The organism is Kribbella sp. NPDC026596 (genome assembly GCF_040638415.1).
Taxonomy (GTDB): domain Bacteria; phylum Actinomycetota; class Actinomycetes; order Propionibacteriales; family Kribbellaceae; genus Kribbella.
Map to the genome: position 1 here is coordinate 56,305 of NZ_JBEZYF010000043.1, position 17,832 is coordinate 74,136.

Consider the following 17,832-nt stretch of genomic DNA (forward strand, 5'->3'; position numbering starts at 1 on the left):
TCAGTTGAACAGACAAGTAACGCAGAAGGCCTTCCCGAACGAATCCGGGAAGGCCCTCTACCTGGTCCTGCGGTCAGCGCTGCGGCGGCTCGACGGCCGGCGGCTCCTGGGTCGGAAGGTCCTGCTGCGAGTTGACCGACGGCGTCACCGGCACCTGGCCGCGGTTGCCGACGGCGGCCTTCTCGGCCGCGGCGATCGCCTCGCGGACCGCGTTGTCGGCCTCGACCACCGCCGCGGCCGGCGCACCGGACGTCTCCAAGGAACCGTCGAGCTCGGGCACCTCGCCGTTGGAGAGCTCCGGCGCCTGCCACGTGCCCTCGGCCTTCTGCGGGATGCCGGCCGCCTGGCCGACCGCACTGCCGAGACCCTTGAGCGCGTCGCCGATCTCGCTCGGCACGATCCACAGCTTGTTCGCGTCGCCCTGAGCGATCGACGGCAGCATCTGCAAGTACTGGTACGCGAGCAGACCCTGGTCCGGCTTGCCCGCGTGGATCGCGTTGAAGACCGTGGTGATGGCTTGCGCCTCACCCTGCGCCTTCAGGATCCGCGCCTCGCGCTCGGCCTGGGCCCGCAGAATCCGGGACTGCTTGTCACCTTCGGCGGTCAGGATCGCGGACTGCTTCTGGCCTTCGGCCGACAGGACGGCCGACTGCCGCATACCTTCGGCGGTCAGGATCGCGGCGCGCTTGTCGCGGTCGGCGCGCATCTGCTTCTCCATCGAGTCCTGGATCGAGGGCGGCGGGTCGATCGAGCGCAGCTCGACCCGGTTGACCCGGATGCCCCACTTGCCGGTCGCCTCGTCCAGCACGTACCGGAGCTTCTCGTTGATCTCCTCACGGCTGGTCAGCGTCTGCTCCAGATCCATGCCACCGATGATGTTTCGCAGCGTCGTCATGGTCAGCTGCTCGATCGCCTGGATGTAGTTGGAGGTCTCGTACGTCGCCCGGACCGGGTCGTTCACCTGGAAGTAGATGACGGAGTCGATCGACACCATCAGGTTGTCCTCGGTGATGACGCCCTGGGGCGGGAACGCGACGACCTGCTCGCGCATGTCGATGGTGTAGCGGACCTTGTCGACGTACGGGGTCAACAGGTTCAGGCCGGGCTGCAGGCCGGTCCTGAACTTGCCGAACCGTTCGACGATCCCGACAGTCTGCTGCTGCACCACCCGGACGGACTTAACCAGTGTGACGATCACCAGCAAGGCGACCAATGCCAGCACTATGAGGAACGCGGTCACTTGACCCTCCACTCGACAGAACCCTCAGGACGGACAGTCTTTCCTATCGACGGTCCACCTGGCGTACCGGTTCCCGGCGCGTCGGCTGCCTGATCAAGCAGGTACTCGCAGGCCGTCCCTCACTACCGACAGTACTTCGCGTGCGGGGCCACTCAACCGTCAGCTCTGCGGCGGGTCGGTGGGGTTCGGGTTCGGGGTCTGCTCCGGGTTGTTCAGCTGGTGGTGCAGGGGGTCGCCGACCGGGTAGACGACCGCTGTCGCCCCGTCGATCGACATGACCTCGACCCGGGTCCCGGGCGCGATCGTCGACACCTCGTCGTACGGGCGTGCCGTCCAGAGCTCACCGTTCAGCCGGATCGAGCCGCCGCCGTCGGGGTGGATCTCCTTGACGACGGTCCCCATCCGCCCGATGACGTGGGCCGAGCCGGTCTTCAGCTCGGTGCCGTGATGCATCTTGCGCACCAGCAGCGGACGGATGGCTCCCAGCATCGCGCCCGCGGTGATCAGACCGACGACGATCTGCAGCCACAGCAGTCCTGGGAAGAAGGCCGCCACACCGGCGGCCGTGAGCGCGCCGGCGGCCAGCATCAGCAGGGTGAAGTCGAGCGATGCCAGCTCGGCCAGACCGAGGACGGCGGCGACCGTCAGCCATGCCGCCCACATGTTGTCCCGCAGCCAATCCATCATTTCCCAAGCCTATCCACGTTGGGGGCTTCCCGTGGCTGTTGGACGCGTCTGGTCGGTCACGCGCTCCCGGTCAGAGCGCGCGGGCTGTGTAGCGGCCGTCCTCCTGCTTGAGGGACAGGGCCAGGTCGAAGGTTTCGCTCAGGGTCTCGGCGGTCAGGGCCTGGTCCAGCGGACCGGCCGAGACAATGCGGCCCTGCTTGAGCAGCAGGGCGTGCGTGAAGCCCGGCGGGATCTCCTCGACGTGGTGGGTGACCAGGACCATCGCGGGCGCACCGACCGCGGTCGCGATCGAGCTGAGCGACCGGACCAGCTGCTCGCGTCCGGCCAGGTCGAGACCGGCCGCGGGCTCGTCCATCAGCATCAGCTCGGGGTCGGTCATCAGCGCGCGGGCGATCTGCACCCGCTTCCGCTCCCCCTCCGACAGTGTGCCGAACGTACGGTCGGCGAGGTGCGCGATGCCGAGCTCGGCCAGCAACTCCTTCGCCCGCTGGTGATCCAGTTCGTCGTACTCCTCACGCCAGCGACCGAGTACGGCGTACGACGCGGAGACCACGACATCCGAGACGCGCTCCCCCTTGGGCAGCCGGTCGGCCAATGCGGCACTGGTCAGTCCGATCCGCGGCCGCAGCTCGAAGACGTCGACCGCACCGAGCACTTCATCGAGCAGTCCGGCGACACCGCCGGTCGGGTGGATCTGTGCGGCGAGGATCTGCAGCAGGGTCGTCTTGCCGGCGCCGTTGGGCCCGATCACCACCCACCGGTCGGCCTCGTCGACGGTCCAGTCGATCCCCTCGAGCAGAAGTGCGTCACCGCGAACGATCGACACCCCGGCCAGCTCCACCACTGCAGTCATGCTCAAAACCTAAGGGGTCGCCCTCCGCGACGTGTCTTCGGGTGGTGAGAGACTTGCGGGCGTGCTGACCACCTCCGCCTCCGTCCGGTTCACCGTGTGGACGAACGCGATGCTCACCGGTGCCTGCGACCCCGACACCGCCGCGCTGAAGATCCTCGGCGAGGACGTCGGTCACCATGTCGCGGGTCTGGCCGCGCATCCGGAACCGGCCACGTTGCCGGTCGCGCTGAACCTGTTGCGCGCTGCCGGTGCGACCCAGGCCCACCTCGCGTTGCCCGTTCCGGGTGATCCGATCGGACTGGCCGGTCCCCCGTCGTTCAACGAGGCCGCGTTGGAGACCGGCGAGGCCGTCGTACTCACGGGCGCCGCGATCGGACTGGTTCCGGCGTACGTCGGTCCGGCCGTGCAGTGGACAGTGTTGCCGGCTACGAGCCCGCCGCCGGCCGACTTCGGTGAGGCGGATCGCGGTCTGCGGCAGGCGTTGATCGAAGCGGCCGAGTCACTGGCTGATCTCGACGTCGCGCGGTGGAAGCCGGAGGTCGCGGACGCGCTGATCGACATCCGGCGGATCGGCACCGGCAAGAACGACGACCTTGCCCCCGGCTACCAACCGCGTGCGGTGAAGGCAGCGGCAACGGCTCGCCGCTGTCTGGCGATCGCGGACGCGGCGCTCGAGGACGACGGCGCCGCGGTCACCGGAGCCGAGGCCGACGCCCGCCGCCGCGCCCTCCTCGACCTCGCCTCCGCCGCCCGCCGAGCCCTGGTCGCCGCCTGCGCTCCGCCTGTTCATGCTTGAGATCTGGACCGAACGGCGCAACGACAACTGCTTTAGGTAGCGTTCGTGGTGCCATGACTGATCTCGGTGAGGTTGAGAGGCGGGCGGCTGAGCGGCCGACGCTGCTGGTGACGTTGACGGGCACGGACCGGCCGGGGCTGACGTCGGCTGTGCTCTCGACGCTCGCCGGCCGCGGGCTCGAGGTGATCGACGCCGAACAGGTCGTCCTCCGGGGCCGGCTGGTGCTCGGCGTCCTGCTGTCCGCGCCGCGCGACCACAAGAGCCTCAAGGAAGAACTGAAGGCCCTGGCGAGCGTTCTCGACGTCGAGATCTCGGTGAAGAAGGGTGTCGGCGACAACGAACCGCGGCGCAAGGGCCGCAGCCAGGTGACCGTCATCGGGCATCCGCTGTCCGCGGAGGGCCTGGCCGCGATCGCCGGCCGGATCGCCGACACCGGCGCGAACATCGACCGGATCAGCCGGATGGCGCGCTACCCGGTGACCGCGATGGAGTTCGCCGTCTCCGGTGCCGATCCGGAAGCGCTGCGGACCGTGCTCGCGCTGGAAGGTGTCCGGCAGGGGCTCGATGTCGCCGTCCAGGACGGCGGGCTGTACCGCCGGGCCAAGCGGCTGATCGTGATGGACGTCGACTCGACCCTGATCCAGGGCGAGGTGATCGAGATGCTCGCCGGGCACGCGGGCCGGGAGGCGGAGGTTGCCGCCGTCACCGAACAGGCGATGCGCGGTGAGCTCGACTTCGCGGAGTCGCTGCGGCACCGGGTCGCCCGGCTCGAGGGCCTGCCGGTGTCGGCTCTGGACGAGGTGTACGCCGCGATCGAGCTGGCCCCCGGAGCCCGGACGCTGGTGCGCACGCTCAAGCGGCTCGGGTACCAGTTCGCGATCGTCAGCGGTGGATTCAGCCAGATCACCGACAAGCTGGCCGCCGAGCTCGGCATCGACTACGCCAAGGCGAACGAGCTCGAGATCGTCGACGGCAAGCTCACCGGCCGGGTCATCGGCGAGATCGTCGACCGGCCCGGCAAGGCCACCGCGCTGCGCCAGTTCGCGGCCCGGTCCGGTACGCCGCTGTCCCAGACGGTCGCGATCGGCGACGGCGCCAACGACCTCGACATGCTCGCCGCCGCCGGTCTCGGCGTCGCCTTCAACGCCAAGCCGGTCGTCCGGGCCGCGGCGGACACCCACCTGAGCGTCCCCTACCTGGACACGATCCTCTACCTGCTCGGTATCAGCCGCGAGGAAGTCGAAGCCGCCGACGCGGAAAACCCGGCCTGATTGCAACAAACTGCAAAACGGCCGGATCGCCTGCCCGCGTGCGGGAAACTCGGGCCATGGATTTCTCGAGCCGACCGGCGACGGCCGCGGACGCGCAGGCCATCTACGAACTGATCGCCGCAGCCGAGCAGGAATGGCACGGACAGGTCGAGGTGATCCCGGACCAGGTCGCGGCGGATCTGGTCCGGCCCGAGCTGGATCCCGAGCGCGACACGCTGGTCGTGCACGCCGGCAACGGTGATCTCGCGGCGTGGGCGTGGGTCCATCTGGGCAAACACGCGCAGGTCAACGTCGTGCCGTCGTACCGCGCGGCCGGGATCGGGACGATGCTGATCGGCTGGGTCGAGGAGCGGGCTCGCGAGGTCGGCAGCGACTGGGTGGCCCAGATCGTCGACGACGCGGACAAGGCCGGGACCGGCCTGCTGCAGTCGCGGGGGCACGACGTACTCGCGACCAACTGGCTGCTCGAGCGGCCGATCGACGGACAGCGGTCGCTGGAGCCGGTGGCCGGGCTGCGCCTCGGCAGCTACGACGCGACGCGGACCGAAGAGGTGTACGAGCTGGTCGAGGACGCGTTCTCGGAGTTCCAGCCGCGCCGGAAGTCCTTCGCCGAGTTCGCCGGGCTGACGGTGGAGCGATCCACCTTCCGGCCGGACGCCTCGACGCTGGCCTACATCGGTGACGACGTGGTCGGTGCAGTGATCTCGCTCGACCTGCCGGACAGCGACGAGGGGTACGTCGAGCGGCTCGCCGTCCGCGCCGACCACCGGAACCAGGGCATCGCCCGGGCCATGCTCGACGAGACGTGTGCCGTGTTCCATCGACTCGGTCGCCGCAGCTGCATCCTCTGGACGCACTCCGGCACCGGCGCCCTGGCCATGTACGAACGCCTCGGCATGCACGTCCGCCGCAGTACGACGGTCTACCGCATCCACCTCTGGTCCGGATGATCCGGAGGGTGACGAGCTGTTGACACTTAGGCATGAGAGCGCTCACATTGGCCTCACCAAATCCTGGAGGTCGCTATGCGTTCCCGCCCCCTCATCACCGCATTGCTCGCCCCACTCCTGGTCACCGGAGCCCTGGCCGTCGCGGCGCAGGCCAGTGTCCCGACCCCTCCGGCCGGGTGGACCACAGTCTGGAGTGACGACTTCGACGGCGCCAACGGCACGTTGCCGTCGGGCGCCAACTGGATCATCGACACCGGGCACGGCTACCCGGGCGGTCCGGGTAACTGGGGTACCGGAGAGATCCAGAACTACACCAACAGCACGAACAACCTCGCCCTCGACGGCACCGGCAACCTGCGGATCACACCCCGCCGGGACGGTGCCGGGAACTGGACCTCGGCGCGGGTCGAGAGCCAGCGCAGCGATTTCAGGCCACCGGCCGGTGGGGTGCTGGCGATCGAGAGCCGGATCCAGATGCCGAACGTCACGGGCAACGCGGCCCTCGGGTACTGGCCGGCGTTCTGGGCGTTGGGCGCGCCGTACCGCGGCAACTACCGGAACTGGCCGGGTATCGGCGAGTTCGACATCATGGAGAACGTCAACGGGATCAACTCGGTCTGGGGCGTGCTGCACTGTGGCGTGAACCCCGGCGGTCCCTGCAACGAGACCACGGGCATCGGCGCCAGCCGCGCGTGCCCGGGCTCGAGCTGTCAGTCGGGTTTCCACACCTATCGCTTCGAGTGGGACACCAGCGTGTCGCCGAACCAGTTGCGTTGGTACGTCGACGGACAGCAGTTCCACTCGGCCAGTCAGGGCCAGCTACCGGCCGACACATGGACCAACATGACCTCGCACGCCGGCTACTTCATCCTGCTGAACGTCGCCATCGGTGGTGCGTTCCCCGATGCGCTCAACGGGCCGACTCCGCGCGCTGAGACGGTGCCTGACCGCCCGATGGTCGTCGACTACGTGGCGGTGTCCTCGAAGGGCGGTGGCACCACCACGCCCCCGACCACTCCCCCGCCGGGCGGTGGTGGCACGGCGTACAGCACGCTGCAGGCCGAGTCGTTCCAGCAGCAGTCAGGGACGGGCGTCGAGACCACCACCGACTCCGGCGGCGGCCAGAACCTGATGCAGATCAGCAACGGCGACTGGGCTCTCTACCGAGGCATCGACTTCGGCAGCAGTGCCGCACACCAGTTCGTCGGCCGGGTCGCATCCGGCGCCGCAGGTGGTGTCAGCGGTCTCGTCGAGGTGCGCCTCGACAGCCGCTCCAACGCCCCGATCGGCAGCTTCGCCGTCGCCAACACCGGCGGCTGGCAGTCCTGGCGCTCCGTCCCCGCCAACATCTCCGCCGTCACCGGCACCCACGACGTCTACATAACCTTCACCAGCGGCCAACCCGCCGACTACGTCAACCTCAACTGGTTCACCTTCACCCACTGACCGATTGCGGTTCCGGATGGGGTGAGCACCTATCCTTCGGCTATGTCTGATGTGCAGGGTGGGCCGGGGGCTCTGTTCGCTATCGGTGGCGCCGAGGACAAGCTGAAGAAGCGGCTGGTGCTGCAGGAGTTCGTCGAGGCGGCGGGCGGCCCGAAGGCGCGGATAGTGGTCGTGCCGACCGCGTCGGCGCTCGGGCCGGATGTCGTCGACGTCTACCACGCCCTGTTCGCCGCGCTCGGTGCCGCGAGTGTCGTCGGCGTTCGCCCGGAGAACCGGGAGGACGCCGACGATCCGGCGTTCATCGCGCCGCTGAACGACGCGACCGGGATCTTCATGACCGGCGGCAACCAGCTGAAGCTGGCCGGAGTCGTCACCGGTACGGCGTTCGGCCGCGCGGTCACCGCCGCCCACGCGCGCGGTGCCGCGGTCGGCGGTACGTCGGCCGGCGCGAGCATCCTGGCCGAGCACATGATCGCGTTCGGCCGCTCCGGCGCCACCCCGCGGCAGCGGATGAGCCAGCTCTCCAACGGCCTCGGCCTGGTCCAGGGCGCCATCGTCGACCAGCACTTCGCCCAGCGGAACCGGTACGGTCGCCTGCTGTCCCTCGTCGCCCAGTCCCCCGGCCTGCTCGGGATCGGCGTCGACGAGGACACCGCGGCAGTCTTCCGCGGGTCTCACCTGGAGGTCGTCGGCCGGGGTGCGGTGACGATCTTCGACGGCAGCCGGATCACGTCGAACGCCCACTACGCCGCCCGGTCCGAGCCGATCCTCGCGTCCGGCGTCGTACTGCACGTGCTGCCGGCGACGGCGACCTTCGACCTGCAGGCGCGCGTACTGCTGTCGTACGGCAAGCAGCCGCCGCCCGCCGAGATCGCCGAGATGCAGGCGGCCGAGGCGGACCTGCGCAAGCTGGCCAAGGAGATCGCCGCCGAGGGCGTGTCACCCAAGTACTACGCGGAGCGCAAGCGGCGGGAAGGACGTCGTACGGCACAGACTGGATCGTCGAAGCGGGCCACGAGAGCCGCGGCCGCCGGGGAGTCCAGACCGGAGGCGACCGAGCCGATCACGGCCGGCGCCGAACTCAACCACCCCGACAGCCCGCAACCAGACAGTGGACACGCATGACCGACACCACCACCGGCACCACCGGCACTCCCAGCCCGGACCTCAAGATCATCGAGACCCGCGTCTATCGCGGACCGAACGTGTGGAGCTACGAGCCCGCCATTCACCTCGTGGTCGATCTGGGCTCGCTGGAGAACTTCCCGTCGAACACGATCCCGGGCTTCACCGAGAGGCTGCTCGAGTACCTGCCCCGGCTCGACCAGCATCACTGCTCGCGCGGCCGCCGAGGCGGCTTCATCGAGCGCCTGAACGAAGGGACCTGGCTCGGCCACATCGCCGAACACGTCGCGCTGCAGCTCCAGCAGGAGGCCGGCCACGACATGCGCCGGGGCAAGACCCGCCAGGTCAAGGGCGTACCCGGCCGCTACAACATCGTCTACGCGTACGCCGACGAGGGCGTCGGCCTGGCCGCGGGTGAGCTCGCCGTCCGGTTCGTGAACTACCTGGTCCAGCCCACGCCGGACTTCGACTTCACCACCGAGCTGGAGAAGTTCATCCGGCAGGCCGAGCGGAGTGCCTTCGGACCGTCGACGCAAGCCATCGTCGACGAGGCCGTGTCCCGCGACATCCCGTGGATCCGGCTGAACAAGTTCAGCCTGGTGCAGCTCGGTCAGGGTGTGCACGCGAAGCGGATCCGGGCCACCATGACGTCCGAGACCGGCTCGATCGCGGTGGACGTGGCCGGCGACAAGGACCTCACCACCAAACTGCTCGCCTCCGCCGGTCTGCCGGTACCGCGATCGGTCTCGGTCCGCGAGGTCGACGAAGCTGTGTCGGCGGCGAACAAGATCGGCTACCCCGTCGTGTGCAAGCCGCTCGACGGCAACCACGGCCGTGGTGTCTGCCTGAACCTGCAGGACGCGGACGCCGTCCGGGAAGCCTTCCCGATCGCTGCCGAGCAGTCGCGGCGTGGCTCGGTGATCGTCGAGAGCTTCGTTACCGGCAAGGACTACCGCTGCCTGATCATCAACGGCCGGATGGAGGCGATCGCCGAACGCGTCCCCGCGCACGTGGTCGGCGACGGCATCCACACGGTCGCGGAGCTGGTCGAGATCACCAACGCGGACCCGCGGCGCGGTGTCGGGCACGAGAAGATCCTGACCCGGATCACCGTGAACGCCGCGGCCCGGGAGCTCGTCCGCAGCCAGGGTTTCGAGCTGGACGACGTACCGCCCGAAGAGTCGATGGTGAAGCTGACGCTGACCGGCAACATGTCCACCGGCGGCATCTCGATCGACCGCACCTTCGAGGCACACCCGGAGAACGTCGAGATCGCCGAGGAGGCGGCCCGGATGATCGGGCTCGACATCGCCGGCATCGACTTCATCTGCCCGGACATCACCCAGCCGGTACGCGAGACCGGCGGCGCGATCTGCGAGGTGAACGCGGCGCCCGGGTTCCGGATGCACACCAACCCGACGATCGGCGAGCCGCAGTACATCGCCAAGCCGGTCGTCGACATGCTGTTCCCGGCGGGCGCGACCAGCCGGATCCCGATCGTCGCGGTGACCGGGACGAACGGGAAGACCACCACCTCGCGGATGATCAGCCATGTCTTCAAGGGCATCGGCCGCAAGGTCGGGATGACGTCGACCGACGGCATCGTGATCGACGAGCGGCTGGTGATCCGCCAGGACGCGTCCGGGCCGAAGTCCGCCCGGATGGTGCTGCAGAACCCGCGGGTCGACTTCGCCGTCTTCGAGGTGGCGCGCGGCGGCATCCTGCGGGAAGGACTCGGGTACGAGCGCAACGACGTGGCCGTGGTGCTGAACGTCCAGCCCGATCACCTCGGGCTGCGTGGCATCGAGACGCTTGAGCAGCTCGCCGACGTGAAGGCGGTCCTGGTCGAGGCAGTGCCACGGACCGGGTACGCCGTACTGAACGCCGACGACCCGCTGGTCCGCAAGATGCGCCGGCGCTGTTCCGGCCAGGTGGTGTGGTTCAGCATGGCCGAGCCGGGCAGCGAGGTCCGCGACTACATCGAAGGACACTGCCGGCGCGGCGGGCGGGCCGTCGTACTCGAGCGGTCGGATCTCGGCGACATGATCGTGGTGAAGCACGGTCGCCGGTCGATGCAGCTGGCCTGGACACACTTGCTCCCGGCAACGTTCGGCGGGCGGGCGATGATGAATGTGCAGAACGCGATGGCGGCCGCGGCGGCGGCGTTCGCGGCCGGTGCGCCGCTGCACGACATCCGGCAAGGGCTGCGGACGTTCAGTACGTCGTACTACCTGTCCCCCGGCCGGTTGAACGAGATCGATGTCGACGGGCGGACGGTGATCGTCGACTACTGTCATAACGCTCCGGCGATGCGGATGCTCGGGGACTTCGTCGACAAGCTCGGCGAGAGCCTGAGCGCGTCGTCGGAGCTCGGGCGGCCGTCCCGGATCGGCGTGGTCGCGACCGCGGGCGATCGGCGTGACGACGACATCCGTGAGCTGGGCGAGGTCGCGGCCGAGCACTTCGACGTGGTCGTGGTCCGCGAGGACGCGCGGCTGCGCGGACGGAAGCGCGGTGAGTCGGCTGCTCTGGTCGAGACCGGCGTACGGGCGGCGATGGAGAAGGGTGCCCGCTGCCGGCAGGTCGACATCGTGCTCGACGAGCTGACCGCGATCCGGCACGCCCTGAGCCGCTCCAACCGCGGCGATCTCGTCGTCCTGTGTGTCGATCAGCACCAGACCGTGCTGGCCGAGCTCGAGTCCGTCTCCCACCTCGCCCAGGCCGGAGCCCGCTCCGGCGACGAGGGCGGCGACCCCGACTTCGTCCAACCCGACGAAGAGCCCGACCCCTCGATGGAGTGACCAGATGACCCGCCCCACCGTTCTTGCCTACTACTTCCCCAGCTGGCACCGGGATCCCCGGAACGCCCAGTGGTTCGGTGACGGCTGGAGCGAGTGGGAGCTGGTCAAGGGCGCGACCGCTCGGTTCGAGGGTCATCGTCAGCCGCGGGTGCCCGCGCTCGGCTGCCGTGACGAGAGCGATCCGGTGGTCGCGGCCGAGGACGTGGACCTCGCCGTGGCCCACGGTGTCGACGGGTTCCTGTTCGACTATTACTGGTACGACGACGGGCCGTATCTGTCCGGGGCCTTGGACAACGGGTTCCTGGCCGCGGGCAACAACGAGCAGGTCAAGTTCGCGCTGATGTGGGCGAACCATCACCTGGTCGACATCTTCCCGAGTCGCAGTACGGACGGTGCCATCCCACAGCAACTGAAGGACGGCGCGGTGGACCGGACCGCCTTCGAAGCGATGGCCCGGTTCGCGATCGAGCACTACTTCTCCCGGCCGAACTACCTTCGGCTCGACTTGCGGCCGTGGTTCACCCTGTACGACGTAGCCAACTTCGTGCAGGGTCTCGGCGGAGTGGAGGAGGCGCGGGACGCGCTCGACTGGTTCCGCGCGGAGACCGAGCGGGCCGGGCATCCAGGGCTGCACCTGGATGCGGTGCTCTGGAGTGCCGCGGTGATCCCGACCGGGTCCGACTCGCCGCTGACCGCCCACGAGACGTTCGACCGGCTCGGGTTCGACTCCGGGACGTCGTACGTGTGGCTGCATCACTACGACGCCGGGAAGGCCGACTTCCCGACCGGGTCCGTCGACGAACTGCGGGCGTCCGCGTTCGCGGAGTACGAGCGGTACGCCGGGCAACTCGGCGTACCGTTCTATCCCAACGTCACGGTGGGCTGGGACTCGTCGCCACGGACCGATCAGAGTGTGCCGTTCCGGCGGTCGATCTACCCGTGGACGCCGGTGTGGGATCAGAGCCCGGCGGAGTTCAAGGCCGGGCTCGAACTCGCGCGGGACTTCCTCGACCGGCATCGCCCGCGGCACCCGGTCGTCACCGTGAACGCGTGGAACGAGTGGACCGAGGGGTCGTACCTGCTGCCCGACACGACCCACGGGCACGGCTTCCTGGAAGCGATCCGCGACACGTTCGGAACTCCGTAGCCGGCATCGTCGTTGGCCTGTCCGTGACGATGAAGTTGACCTCGGCAACCCCTACGACGAAGTGACGGACGCGGGGAGGCCGTCCCGGCGGCAGCTGATCGGGTTCGCCGGGGTGGCGGCCGCGGGTGCGGCCGTCGGCGGTGGCGCGGTAGTTGCTCTCGACAACGACCAGCAGCCACCACCGCAGTCGGTGGCTCGGGTGATCTCGCCGTACGGCGAGCACCAGCCGGGGATCGCTGCCACGTCACCGCAACATGCCGAGCTCGTGGGCTTCCGGCTTGGGACGGACAAGGCCGGGCTAGGGCGGCTGATGCGGTTGTGGACCACCGACATTGTTGCCTTGGCCGATGGGCGGCCGGCACCGGGAGACACGGCGCCGGAGTTGGCGATCGCGAACGTCGCGCTGACCGTGACCGTCGGATTCGGTGCGCGGGTGTTCGTGCTGACCGGGAGCAAGCCTGGTGGGCTGGATGAGCTGCCAGTGATGAAGCACGACCGGCTGGAGCCGGCCTGGTCGGGTGGGGATCTGCTGGTGCTCGTCGGCGCGGACGATCCGGTCAGCGTGGTGCACGCCGTACGACGGCTGGTCGCGGACGCGCAGCCGTTCGCGACCCCGGTGTGGCGGCAGACCGGGTTCTGGAACGGGACCGGGTCCGACGGGCAACCCGTGACCGGGCGGAACCTGTTCGGTCAGGTGGACGGCACCGGCAACCCGGCCGTCGGTACGCCGGAGTTCGACAGCACGGTGTGGTCGACGGACGGCCCCGACTGGTTCCGCGGTGGTACGACGCTCGTCGTACGGCGGATCCGGATGAACCTCGACACCTGGGACGAGCTGACCCGGTCCGAACAAGAACGCGCCATCGGCCGCAAGCTCGCCACCGGCGCGCCGCTGACCGGCAACGCCGAGCACGACGAACTCGATCTCGAAGCCCGGGACGCCGACGGCCGCCTGGTGATCGCCGAGAACGCCCACGCGCGCCTGTCCCACCACTCCGAGAACGACGGCCGCCGGATCTTCCGCAAGGGGCTCAACTACGTCCAAGACAACGGCCCGGCCCGCGAGTCCGGCCTGATCTTCCTCAGCCACCAGGCGGATATCGCCGGCCAGTTCCTCCCGCTGCTCGCCCGCCTGGACGCCGCCGACGCCCTGAACGAGTGGACCACCACCATCGGCTCCGCCGTCTTCGCCCTCCCGCCCGGCTTCCAGCCCGGCGGCTGGCTCGGCCAGAAACTCCTCGGCTGACCTGTCACCCTGCAACGCTGACCCACGGCCCTCTAAGTGACCGGATCCCGCCTCGGCAGGAGCCGGCGGCGGGGTTCGTCCCGGTCGATCCAGTCGAGGTCGTCGGACAGGACGGCGTCGTTGGACCTGTCGGCGTACGGGTCGACCGGGGGCGGTGGCGGCGGGAGGGCGCGGAGTTTGAGGGCGACCATCGGGATGGCGAGCAGGACGGCGAGGACCAGCCACGGCCAGTACTCGCGGAGCAGTGGCTCGAAGGACTGGAAGAAGGCCTCGGTGGCGCGGTCGCCGACCGCGTCCATCGGCTTGCCGCCCGAGCGGCTGATCACGCGGACCGCGTCCACGATGCCGAACGAGGCCAGGTAGAAGCCCGCCAGCGGCACCCAGAAGTACGCCGACCGCCAGCCCCGACGCCAGCAGGCGACGTACAGGAGCAGAGCGAGCCCGATCGCGACCAGCAAGCCGTTCAACTGCCAGAGCCAGCGCCACTCGTCCAGTTGCTGAGCGGGACGCAGGGCGTACCACGCGACCGGCAAGGCGAGTGCGAACGCGGCGACGACCGAGCTTCTGGCGCCCAAAGCACCGAACAGGGCGCCGACAGCGCTTGCCACCAGCAACGTGATCACCAGCGAACGGTCGGACCAGCTGTTCCCGGTCAGCCACCACATGCCCGCGGCAACGATCAGCACCACCGGCACGGCGACCCGCACCCGGGCGATCAGGAGCCCGGCCAGCACTCCCCCGGCTAACCCGCCCAGCACCAGCAGGTCGATCCGCGGCGGCACGAACAACGTCGTACCGCCTGGCAGACCCTTCAGGTACGTCGCGGAGAAGCCTGCCACGAACCAGGCGACCACCGCGGACGGAATCGACCACAGATAGCGCATGACACCCCGTTCCCCGCCCCAACCGCGGGCGGACGGGGCTAGTGCTGGGCTCTGTCGACCTTGCTCTTCAAGATCTCCGGTGTGTCGACGGTAGCCCCCTCGGACCGCAACCAGCTGTCAAGACTCGCCCGATCCTGCAGAGACATCACCGCGACCACGTCGCCGGGCTTCGCCTCGCCGACCAGCGCCTGCGCCGCCTCCAGCTCGGTCGGGTACGCCGGTACGTCGTCCACGCCCACCGACGCGGCGCCCTCCCGGAAGACCTCCTCGAGCTCGGCCGGCGGCCGGCCCCGCAGATACTCGCTCTTGTGGCCGATCGCCACTCGATCGGCACCACGGGCCCCGATCGCACCCAGCGCGGACACCATGTCGTCGGCCCGGTCCCCCGGCGAACCGAGGGCCAGCAGCAACCGCCCGCCCTCCGGCCGGACGCCGTTCATGATCTCGAGCAGCGCCTCCAGCCCGGCCTCGTTGTGGGCGAGGTCGATCACGACGGTGAAGTCGCGCAGCGAGTACATGTTCATCCGGCCGGGGTTGTTCTCGTTCGGCGCGAACGTGCTCAGTCCCTCGATCACCGCCGCCCGCGGCAACCCGAGCCCGAGTGCGGCCGACGCGGCCGCCAGCGCGTTCTCGACGTTGTAGTGCGACAGCCCGGACAGCGTCATCGGTACGTCGACGACCTTCAGCAACGGCTCCGGGTCACTCGCTTGGTCGAGCACCGTGATGAACCCGTCCAGTACGGTCGTCGCCCGGCCGCCCTCGTCCAGCACGGTCCGGATCGACGGCGAGTCCTGGTCACGCGAGAACACCCAGCACTTGGCCGGCGAACCGAGCCGCATCGCGAACGTCCGCGGGTCGTCGCCGTTCACCACGCACCAGCCGCGCGGCCGGGTGATCTGGGTGATGACCGCCTTCACCTCGGCCAACTGGTCGACGGTGTCGATGCCGCCCAGGCCGAGGTGATCCGCGGTCACGTTCGTCACGACTGAGACGTCGTTGGAGACCACGCCGACGCCGCGGCGCAGGATCCCGCCCCGGGCCGTCTCGGTCACTGCCAGCTGGATCCCCGGCTGGGACAGCACCTGACCGGCACCACTTGGTCCGGAGAAGTCGCCGTACTTGACCAGCTTGCCGTCGAAGTAGACGCCGTCGGTGCTGGACCAGCCGACGTGCAGGCCGGCCGCCAGGCCGATGTGCGCGATCATCCGCGACGTCGTGGTCTTGCCGTTCGTGCCGGTCACCGCGACGACCGGCACCTTCGGGCGCAGGGTCGGCGGCGGGTTCCCCGGTGGTTCGTTGCGGACCCGGTCGCCGACGGTCGCGATCAGGTCGGTCAGGTCGTCCTCCCCGAACGCGTCCAGCACCTCGACGATCGCGGCCCCGAGCGCCCGCGCGCGCCCCTCGTGGGCCCACGGGAACGCCACGACCAGCCGCCGTACGTCGGACTCCGGACGGACCCGGACACCGATCCGGCCGATCCCGGCCTCCCGCGCGATCCGCCGTACGACGTGACCCGCGACGCGGATCGCGAACCGCTGCCGGAACCCGGAGCCGATCCGGCCCGGCCGGGTGGCGCCGAGACCGATGGCCTGTCCATAGGCTTTCGCGGCCGGCGCCGGGGCGTCGACGAGGGCCGACACGTCGAGCGTCAGCTTGATGGCGGCACGGCTGAAGTAAAGGTTGGCGCCGTCCAGGACCCGGAGCTCAACCAGCGAAGACGCCATCAAGCGCCCATCGCGTGGTAGCCGCCGTCGACGTGGATGATCTCGCCGGTGGTCGCGGGGAAGAAGTCGCTCAGCAGCGCGACGATGGTCCGGCCGGTCGGCTCCAGGTCGGACGGGTCCCAGCCCAGCGGGGCCCGATCCAGCCACGGCTCCTCGAACTTCTCGAAGCCCGGGATCGCCTTCGCGGCCAGCGTCTTCAGCGGGCCGGCCGAGACCAGGTTGCAGCGGATGCCCTGGGCCCCCAGATCGCGGGCCAGGTACCGGCTGGTCGACTCGAGTGCGGCCTTGGCCACGCCCATCCAGTCGTACCCGGGCCAGGCGACGGTCGCGTCGAAGGTCATCCCGACGACACTGCCGCCGCGGCTCATCAACGGCGCACAGGTGACGGCCAGCGCCTTGAGCGAGTACGCCGAGACGTGCACGGCCTGGGCCACGTCGTCCCACGGGCCGTCCAGGAACTTGCCGCCGAGGATCGTCTCCGGGTTCCCATACGCGATCGAATGGACGACACCGTCCAGGCCGTCGACGTGCTCGCGGACGGCATCCGGCAGCGCGGCCAGGTGGTCGGGGTTGGTGACGTCGAGCTCCAGTACCGGAGGTTCGACCGGCAGGCGTTTGGCGATCCGTTTGGTGATGCTCAGCGCGCGGCCGAAGTTCGAGATCAGCACGGTGGCGCCTTGTTCCTGCGCCACCTTGGCCGTGGCGAAGCCGATCGAGGAGTCCAGCGTGACTCCGGCGACCAGGATCCGCTTGCCGTCGAGGATGCCCACCGGCGTCCCTTTCTCAGAAAAAGTGGGTGTTGGTGTTCAGTTGCCCATGCCGATGCCGCCGTCGACCGGGATCACCGCACCGGTGATGTACCCGGCCTCCTCGGAGGCGAGCCAGCGGACCGTCTGTGCGATCTCCTCGGGCCGGCCGAAACGGCCGAGCGGGATCTGGCTCAGGTACTGCTTCTGGGTCTCCTCCGGCAGGACCGCGGTCATGTCGGTCTCGACGAAGCCCGGGGCGACCACGTTCGCGGTGATCCCGCGGCTGCCGAGCTCCCGCGCGATCGACCGGGCCATGCCGATCATCCCGGACTTGCTGGCCGCGTAGTTGACCTGGCCGGGCGAGCCGAGCATGCCGACCACGGACGAGATGAACACGATCCGCCCCCGGCGCAGCCGCAGCATCCCCTTGGCGGCTCGCTTGGCCACCCGGAACGCGCCGGTGAGGTTGGCCTGGATGACGGCGTCCCAGTCGTCGTCGGACATCCGCAGCAGCAGCGTGTCGCGGGTGATGCCGGCGTTGGCCACCAGGACTTCAACCGGGCCCTGCTGCTCCTGGACGGTGTCGAACGCGGCCTCCACCTGCGCGGCGTCGGTGACGTCGCACTTGACCCCGAGGAAGCCGGCCGGCGGCTCGCTGCTGTTGTACGTCACGGCGACCTGGTCACCGGCGTCCCGGAACGCGGTCGCGATCGCCAGCCCGATCCCCCGGCTGCCACCGGTCACCAACACAGACCTGCTCACAAGCCCTCCTCACCCGACACAGTTCGCACGAACGCTATCGCGCCCATCCCCCACCCCCACCCGCGCCCCGGCACAACCCTCCAACTCGGGGGTCATCCCCTGACTTGGAGGGTTGCCCCCTCAGATTCTCAGTGGGCAACCCTCCAGCTCA

At 69.4% G+C, this 17,832-nt stretch carries 15 protein-coding genes; 8 read left to right on the forward strand and 7 right to left on the reverse strand.

The features are described from left to right. Window positions 1-73: 73 nt before the first annotated feature. The 3 genes from AB0E63_RS29885 to AB0E63_RS29895 all read right to left on the reverse strand — a co-directional run bounded on the left by AB0E63_RS29885 (window position 74) and on the right by AB0E63_RS29895 (window position 2,780). A complete protein-coding gene (locus tag AB0E63_RS29885; protein WP_360373565.1) occupies window positions 74-1,240 on the reverse strand; it encodes an SPFH domain-containing protein in 1,167 nt (388 codons plus the stop codon). Between the two features lie 159 nt (window positions 1,241-1,399). Continuing rightward, window positions 1,400-1,927, reverse strand: a complete 528-nt coding sequence (locus AB0E63_RS29890) for an NfeD family protein (protein WP_360373568.1) — start codon at window positions 1,925-1,927, stop codon at window positions 1,400-1,402. 70 nt (window positions 1,928-1,997) lie between these two features. Then, the gene (locus AB0E63_RS29895; protein WP_360373571.1) at window positions 1,998-2,780 is read right to left on the reverse strand and encodes an ABC transporter ATP-binding protein; all 783 of its coding nucleotides are present in this window, start codon (window positions 2,778-2,780) and stop codon (window positions 1,998-2,000) included. A 61-nt stretch (window positions 2,781-2,841) separates the two neighbouring features. Between AB0E63_RS29895 and AB0E63_RS29900 the strand changes: the two genes are divergently transcribed. The 8 genes from AB0E63_RS29900 to AB0E63_RS29935 all read left to right on the forward strand — a co-directional run bounded on the left by AB0E63_RS29900 (window position 2,842) and on the right by AB0E63_RS29935 (window position 13,562). Beyond that, complete coding sequence (locus tag AB0E63_RS29900) at window positions 2,842-3,576, forward strand: hypothetical protein (RefSeq protein WP_360373574.1); 735 nt, start codon at window positions 2,842-2,844, stop codon at window positions 3,574-3,576. Window positions 3,577-3,629: 53 nt separating this feature from the next. Then, complete coding sequence (serB, locus tag AB0E63_RS29905; protein ID WP_360373577.1) at window positions 3,630-4,847, forward strand: phosphoserine phosphatase SerB; 1,218 nt, start codon at window positions 3,630-3,632, stop codon at window positions 4,845-4,847. Between the two features lie 56 nt (window positions 4,848-4,903). Beyond that, window positions 4,904-5,797: a GNAT family N-acetyltransferase gene (locus AB0E63_RS29910; protein ID WP_360373580.1), complete on the forward strand. Its 894-nt coding sequence runs from the start codon at window positions 4,904-4,906 to the stop codon at window positions 5,795-5,797. A 75-nt stretch (window positions 5,798-5,872) separates the two neighbouring features. Continuing rightward, window positions 5,873-7,243: a glycoside hydrolase family 16 protein gene (locus tag AB0E63_RS29915; RefSeq protein WP_360373583.1), complete on the forward strand. Its 1,371-nt coding sequence runs from the start codon at window positions 5,873-5,875 to the stop codon at window positions 7,241-7,243. Window positions 7,244-7,285: 42 nt separating this feature from the next. Continuing rightward, window positions 7,286-8,368 (forward strand): cyanophycinase, encoded by a 1,083-nt coding sequence (locus AB0E63_RS29920; protein WP_360373586.1) that lies wholly within the window; start codon window positions 7,286-7,288, stop codon window positions 8,366-8,368. After that, window positions 8,365-11,169 (forward strand): cyanophycin synthetase, encoded by a 2,805-nt coding sequence (gene cphA, locus AB0E63_RS29925; protein ID WP_360373588.1) that lies wholly within the window; start codon window positions 8,365-8,367, stop codon window positions 11,167-11,169. Before AB0E63_RS29920 ends, cphA begins: the two co-directional genes overlap by 4 nt. A 4-nt stretch (window positions 11,170-11,173) precedes the next feature. Continuing rightward, window positions 11,174-12,316, forward strand: coding sequence for a glycoside hydrolase family 99-like domain-containing protein (locus AB0E63_RS29930; protein WP_360373591.1), 1,143 nt, complete (start codon window positions 11,174-11,176; stop codon window positions 12,314-12,316). 61 nt (window positions 12,317-12,377) lie between these two features. Next, window positions 12,378-13,562, forward strand: a complete 1,185-nt coding sequence (locus AB0E63_RS29935; protein ID WP_360373594.1) for a Dyp-type peroxidase — start codon at window positions 12,378-12,380, stop codon at window positions 13,560-13,562. Window positions 13,563-13,594: 32 nt separating this feature from the next. On the opposite strand, the gene AB0E63_RS29940 is transcribed toward AB0E63_RS29935, so the two are convergent. The 4 genes from AB0E63_RS29940 to fabG are packed head-to-tail and all read right to left on the reverse strand — an operon-like array spanning window position 13,595 to window position 17,681. Beyond that, window positions 13,595-14,446, reverse strand: coding sequence for a hypothetical protein (locus tag AB0E63_RS29940; RefSeq protein WP_360373597.1), 852 nt, complete (start codon window positions 14,444-14,446; stop codon window positions 13,595-13,597). Window positions 14,447-14,484: 38 nt separating this feature from the next. Beyond that, complete coding sequence (locus AB0E63_RS29945; protein WP_360373600.1) at window positions 14,485-16,170, reverse strand: Mur ligase family protein; 1,686 nt, start codon at window positions 16,168-16,170, stop codon at window positions 14,485-14,487. Next, complete coding sequence (gene fabI / locus AB0E63_RS29950; RefSeq protein ID WP_360373603.1) at window positions 16,170-16,940, reverse strand: enoyl-ACP reductase FabI; 771 nt, start codon at window positions 16,938-16,940, stop codon at window positions 16,170-16,172. The genes AB0E63_RS29945 and fabI overlap by 1 nt, the downstream gene beginning before the upstream one ends. Window positions 16,941-16,976: 36 nt before the next feature. Further along, entirely contained in the window at window positions 16,977-17,681 is a 705-nt protein-coding gene (fabG, locus tag AB0E63_RS29955; RefSeq protein WP_360373606.1) for a 3-oxoacyl-[acyl-carrier-protein] reductase, read from the reverse strand. Window positions 17,682-17,832: the final 151 nt, after the last annotated feature.

Coding starts and splice junctions, on each gene's coding strand:
- AB0E63_RS29890 (WP_360373568.1), bottom strand. CDS start 1,927: ATGATGGATTGGCTGCGGGACAACATGTGGGCGGCATGGCTGACGGTC.
- AB0E63_RS29895 (WP_360373571.1), bottom strand. CDS start 2,780: ATGACTGCAGTGGTGGAGCTGGCCGGGGTGTCGATCGTTCGCGGTGAC.
- serB (WP_360373577.1), top strand. CDS start 3,630: ATGACTGATCTCGGTGAGGTTGAGAGGCGGGCGGCTGAGCGGCCGACG.
- AB0E63_RS29910 (WP_360373580.1), top strand. CDS start 4,904: ATGGATTTCTCGAGCCGACCGGCGACGGCCGCGGACGCGCAGGCCATC.
- AB0E63_RS29915 (WP_360373583.1), top strand. CDS start 5,873: ATGCGTTCCCGCCCCCTCATCACCGCATTGCTCGCCCCACTCCTGGTC.
- AB0E63_RS29920 (WP_360373586.1), top strand. CDS start 7,286: ATGTCTGATGTGCAGGGTGGGCCGGGGGCTCTGTTCGCTATCGGTGGC.
- cphA (WP_360373588.1), top strand. CDS start 8,365: ATGACCGACACCACCACCGGCACCACCGGCACTCCCAGCCCGGACCTC.
- AB0E63_RS29930 (WP_360373591.1), top strand. CDS start 11,174: ATGACCCGCCCCACCGTTCTTGCCTACTACTTCCCCAGCTGGCACCGG.
- AB0E63_RS29940 (WP_360373597.1), bottom strand. CDS start 14,446: ATGCGCTATCTGTGGTCGATTCCGTCCGCGGTGGTCGCCTGGTTCGTG.
- AB0E63_RS29945 (WP_360373600.1), bottom strand. CDS start 16,170: ATGGCGTCTTCGCTGGTTGAGCTCCGGGTCCTGGACGGCGCCAACCTT.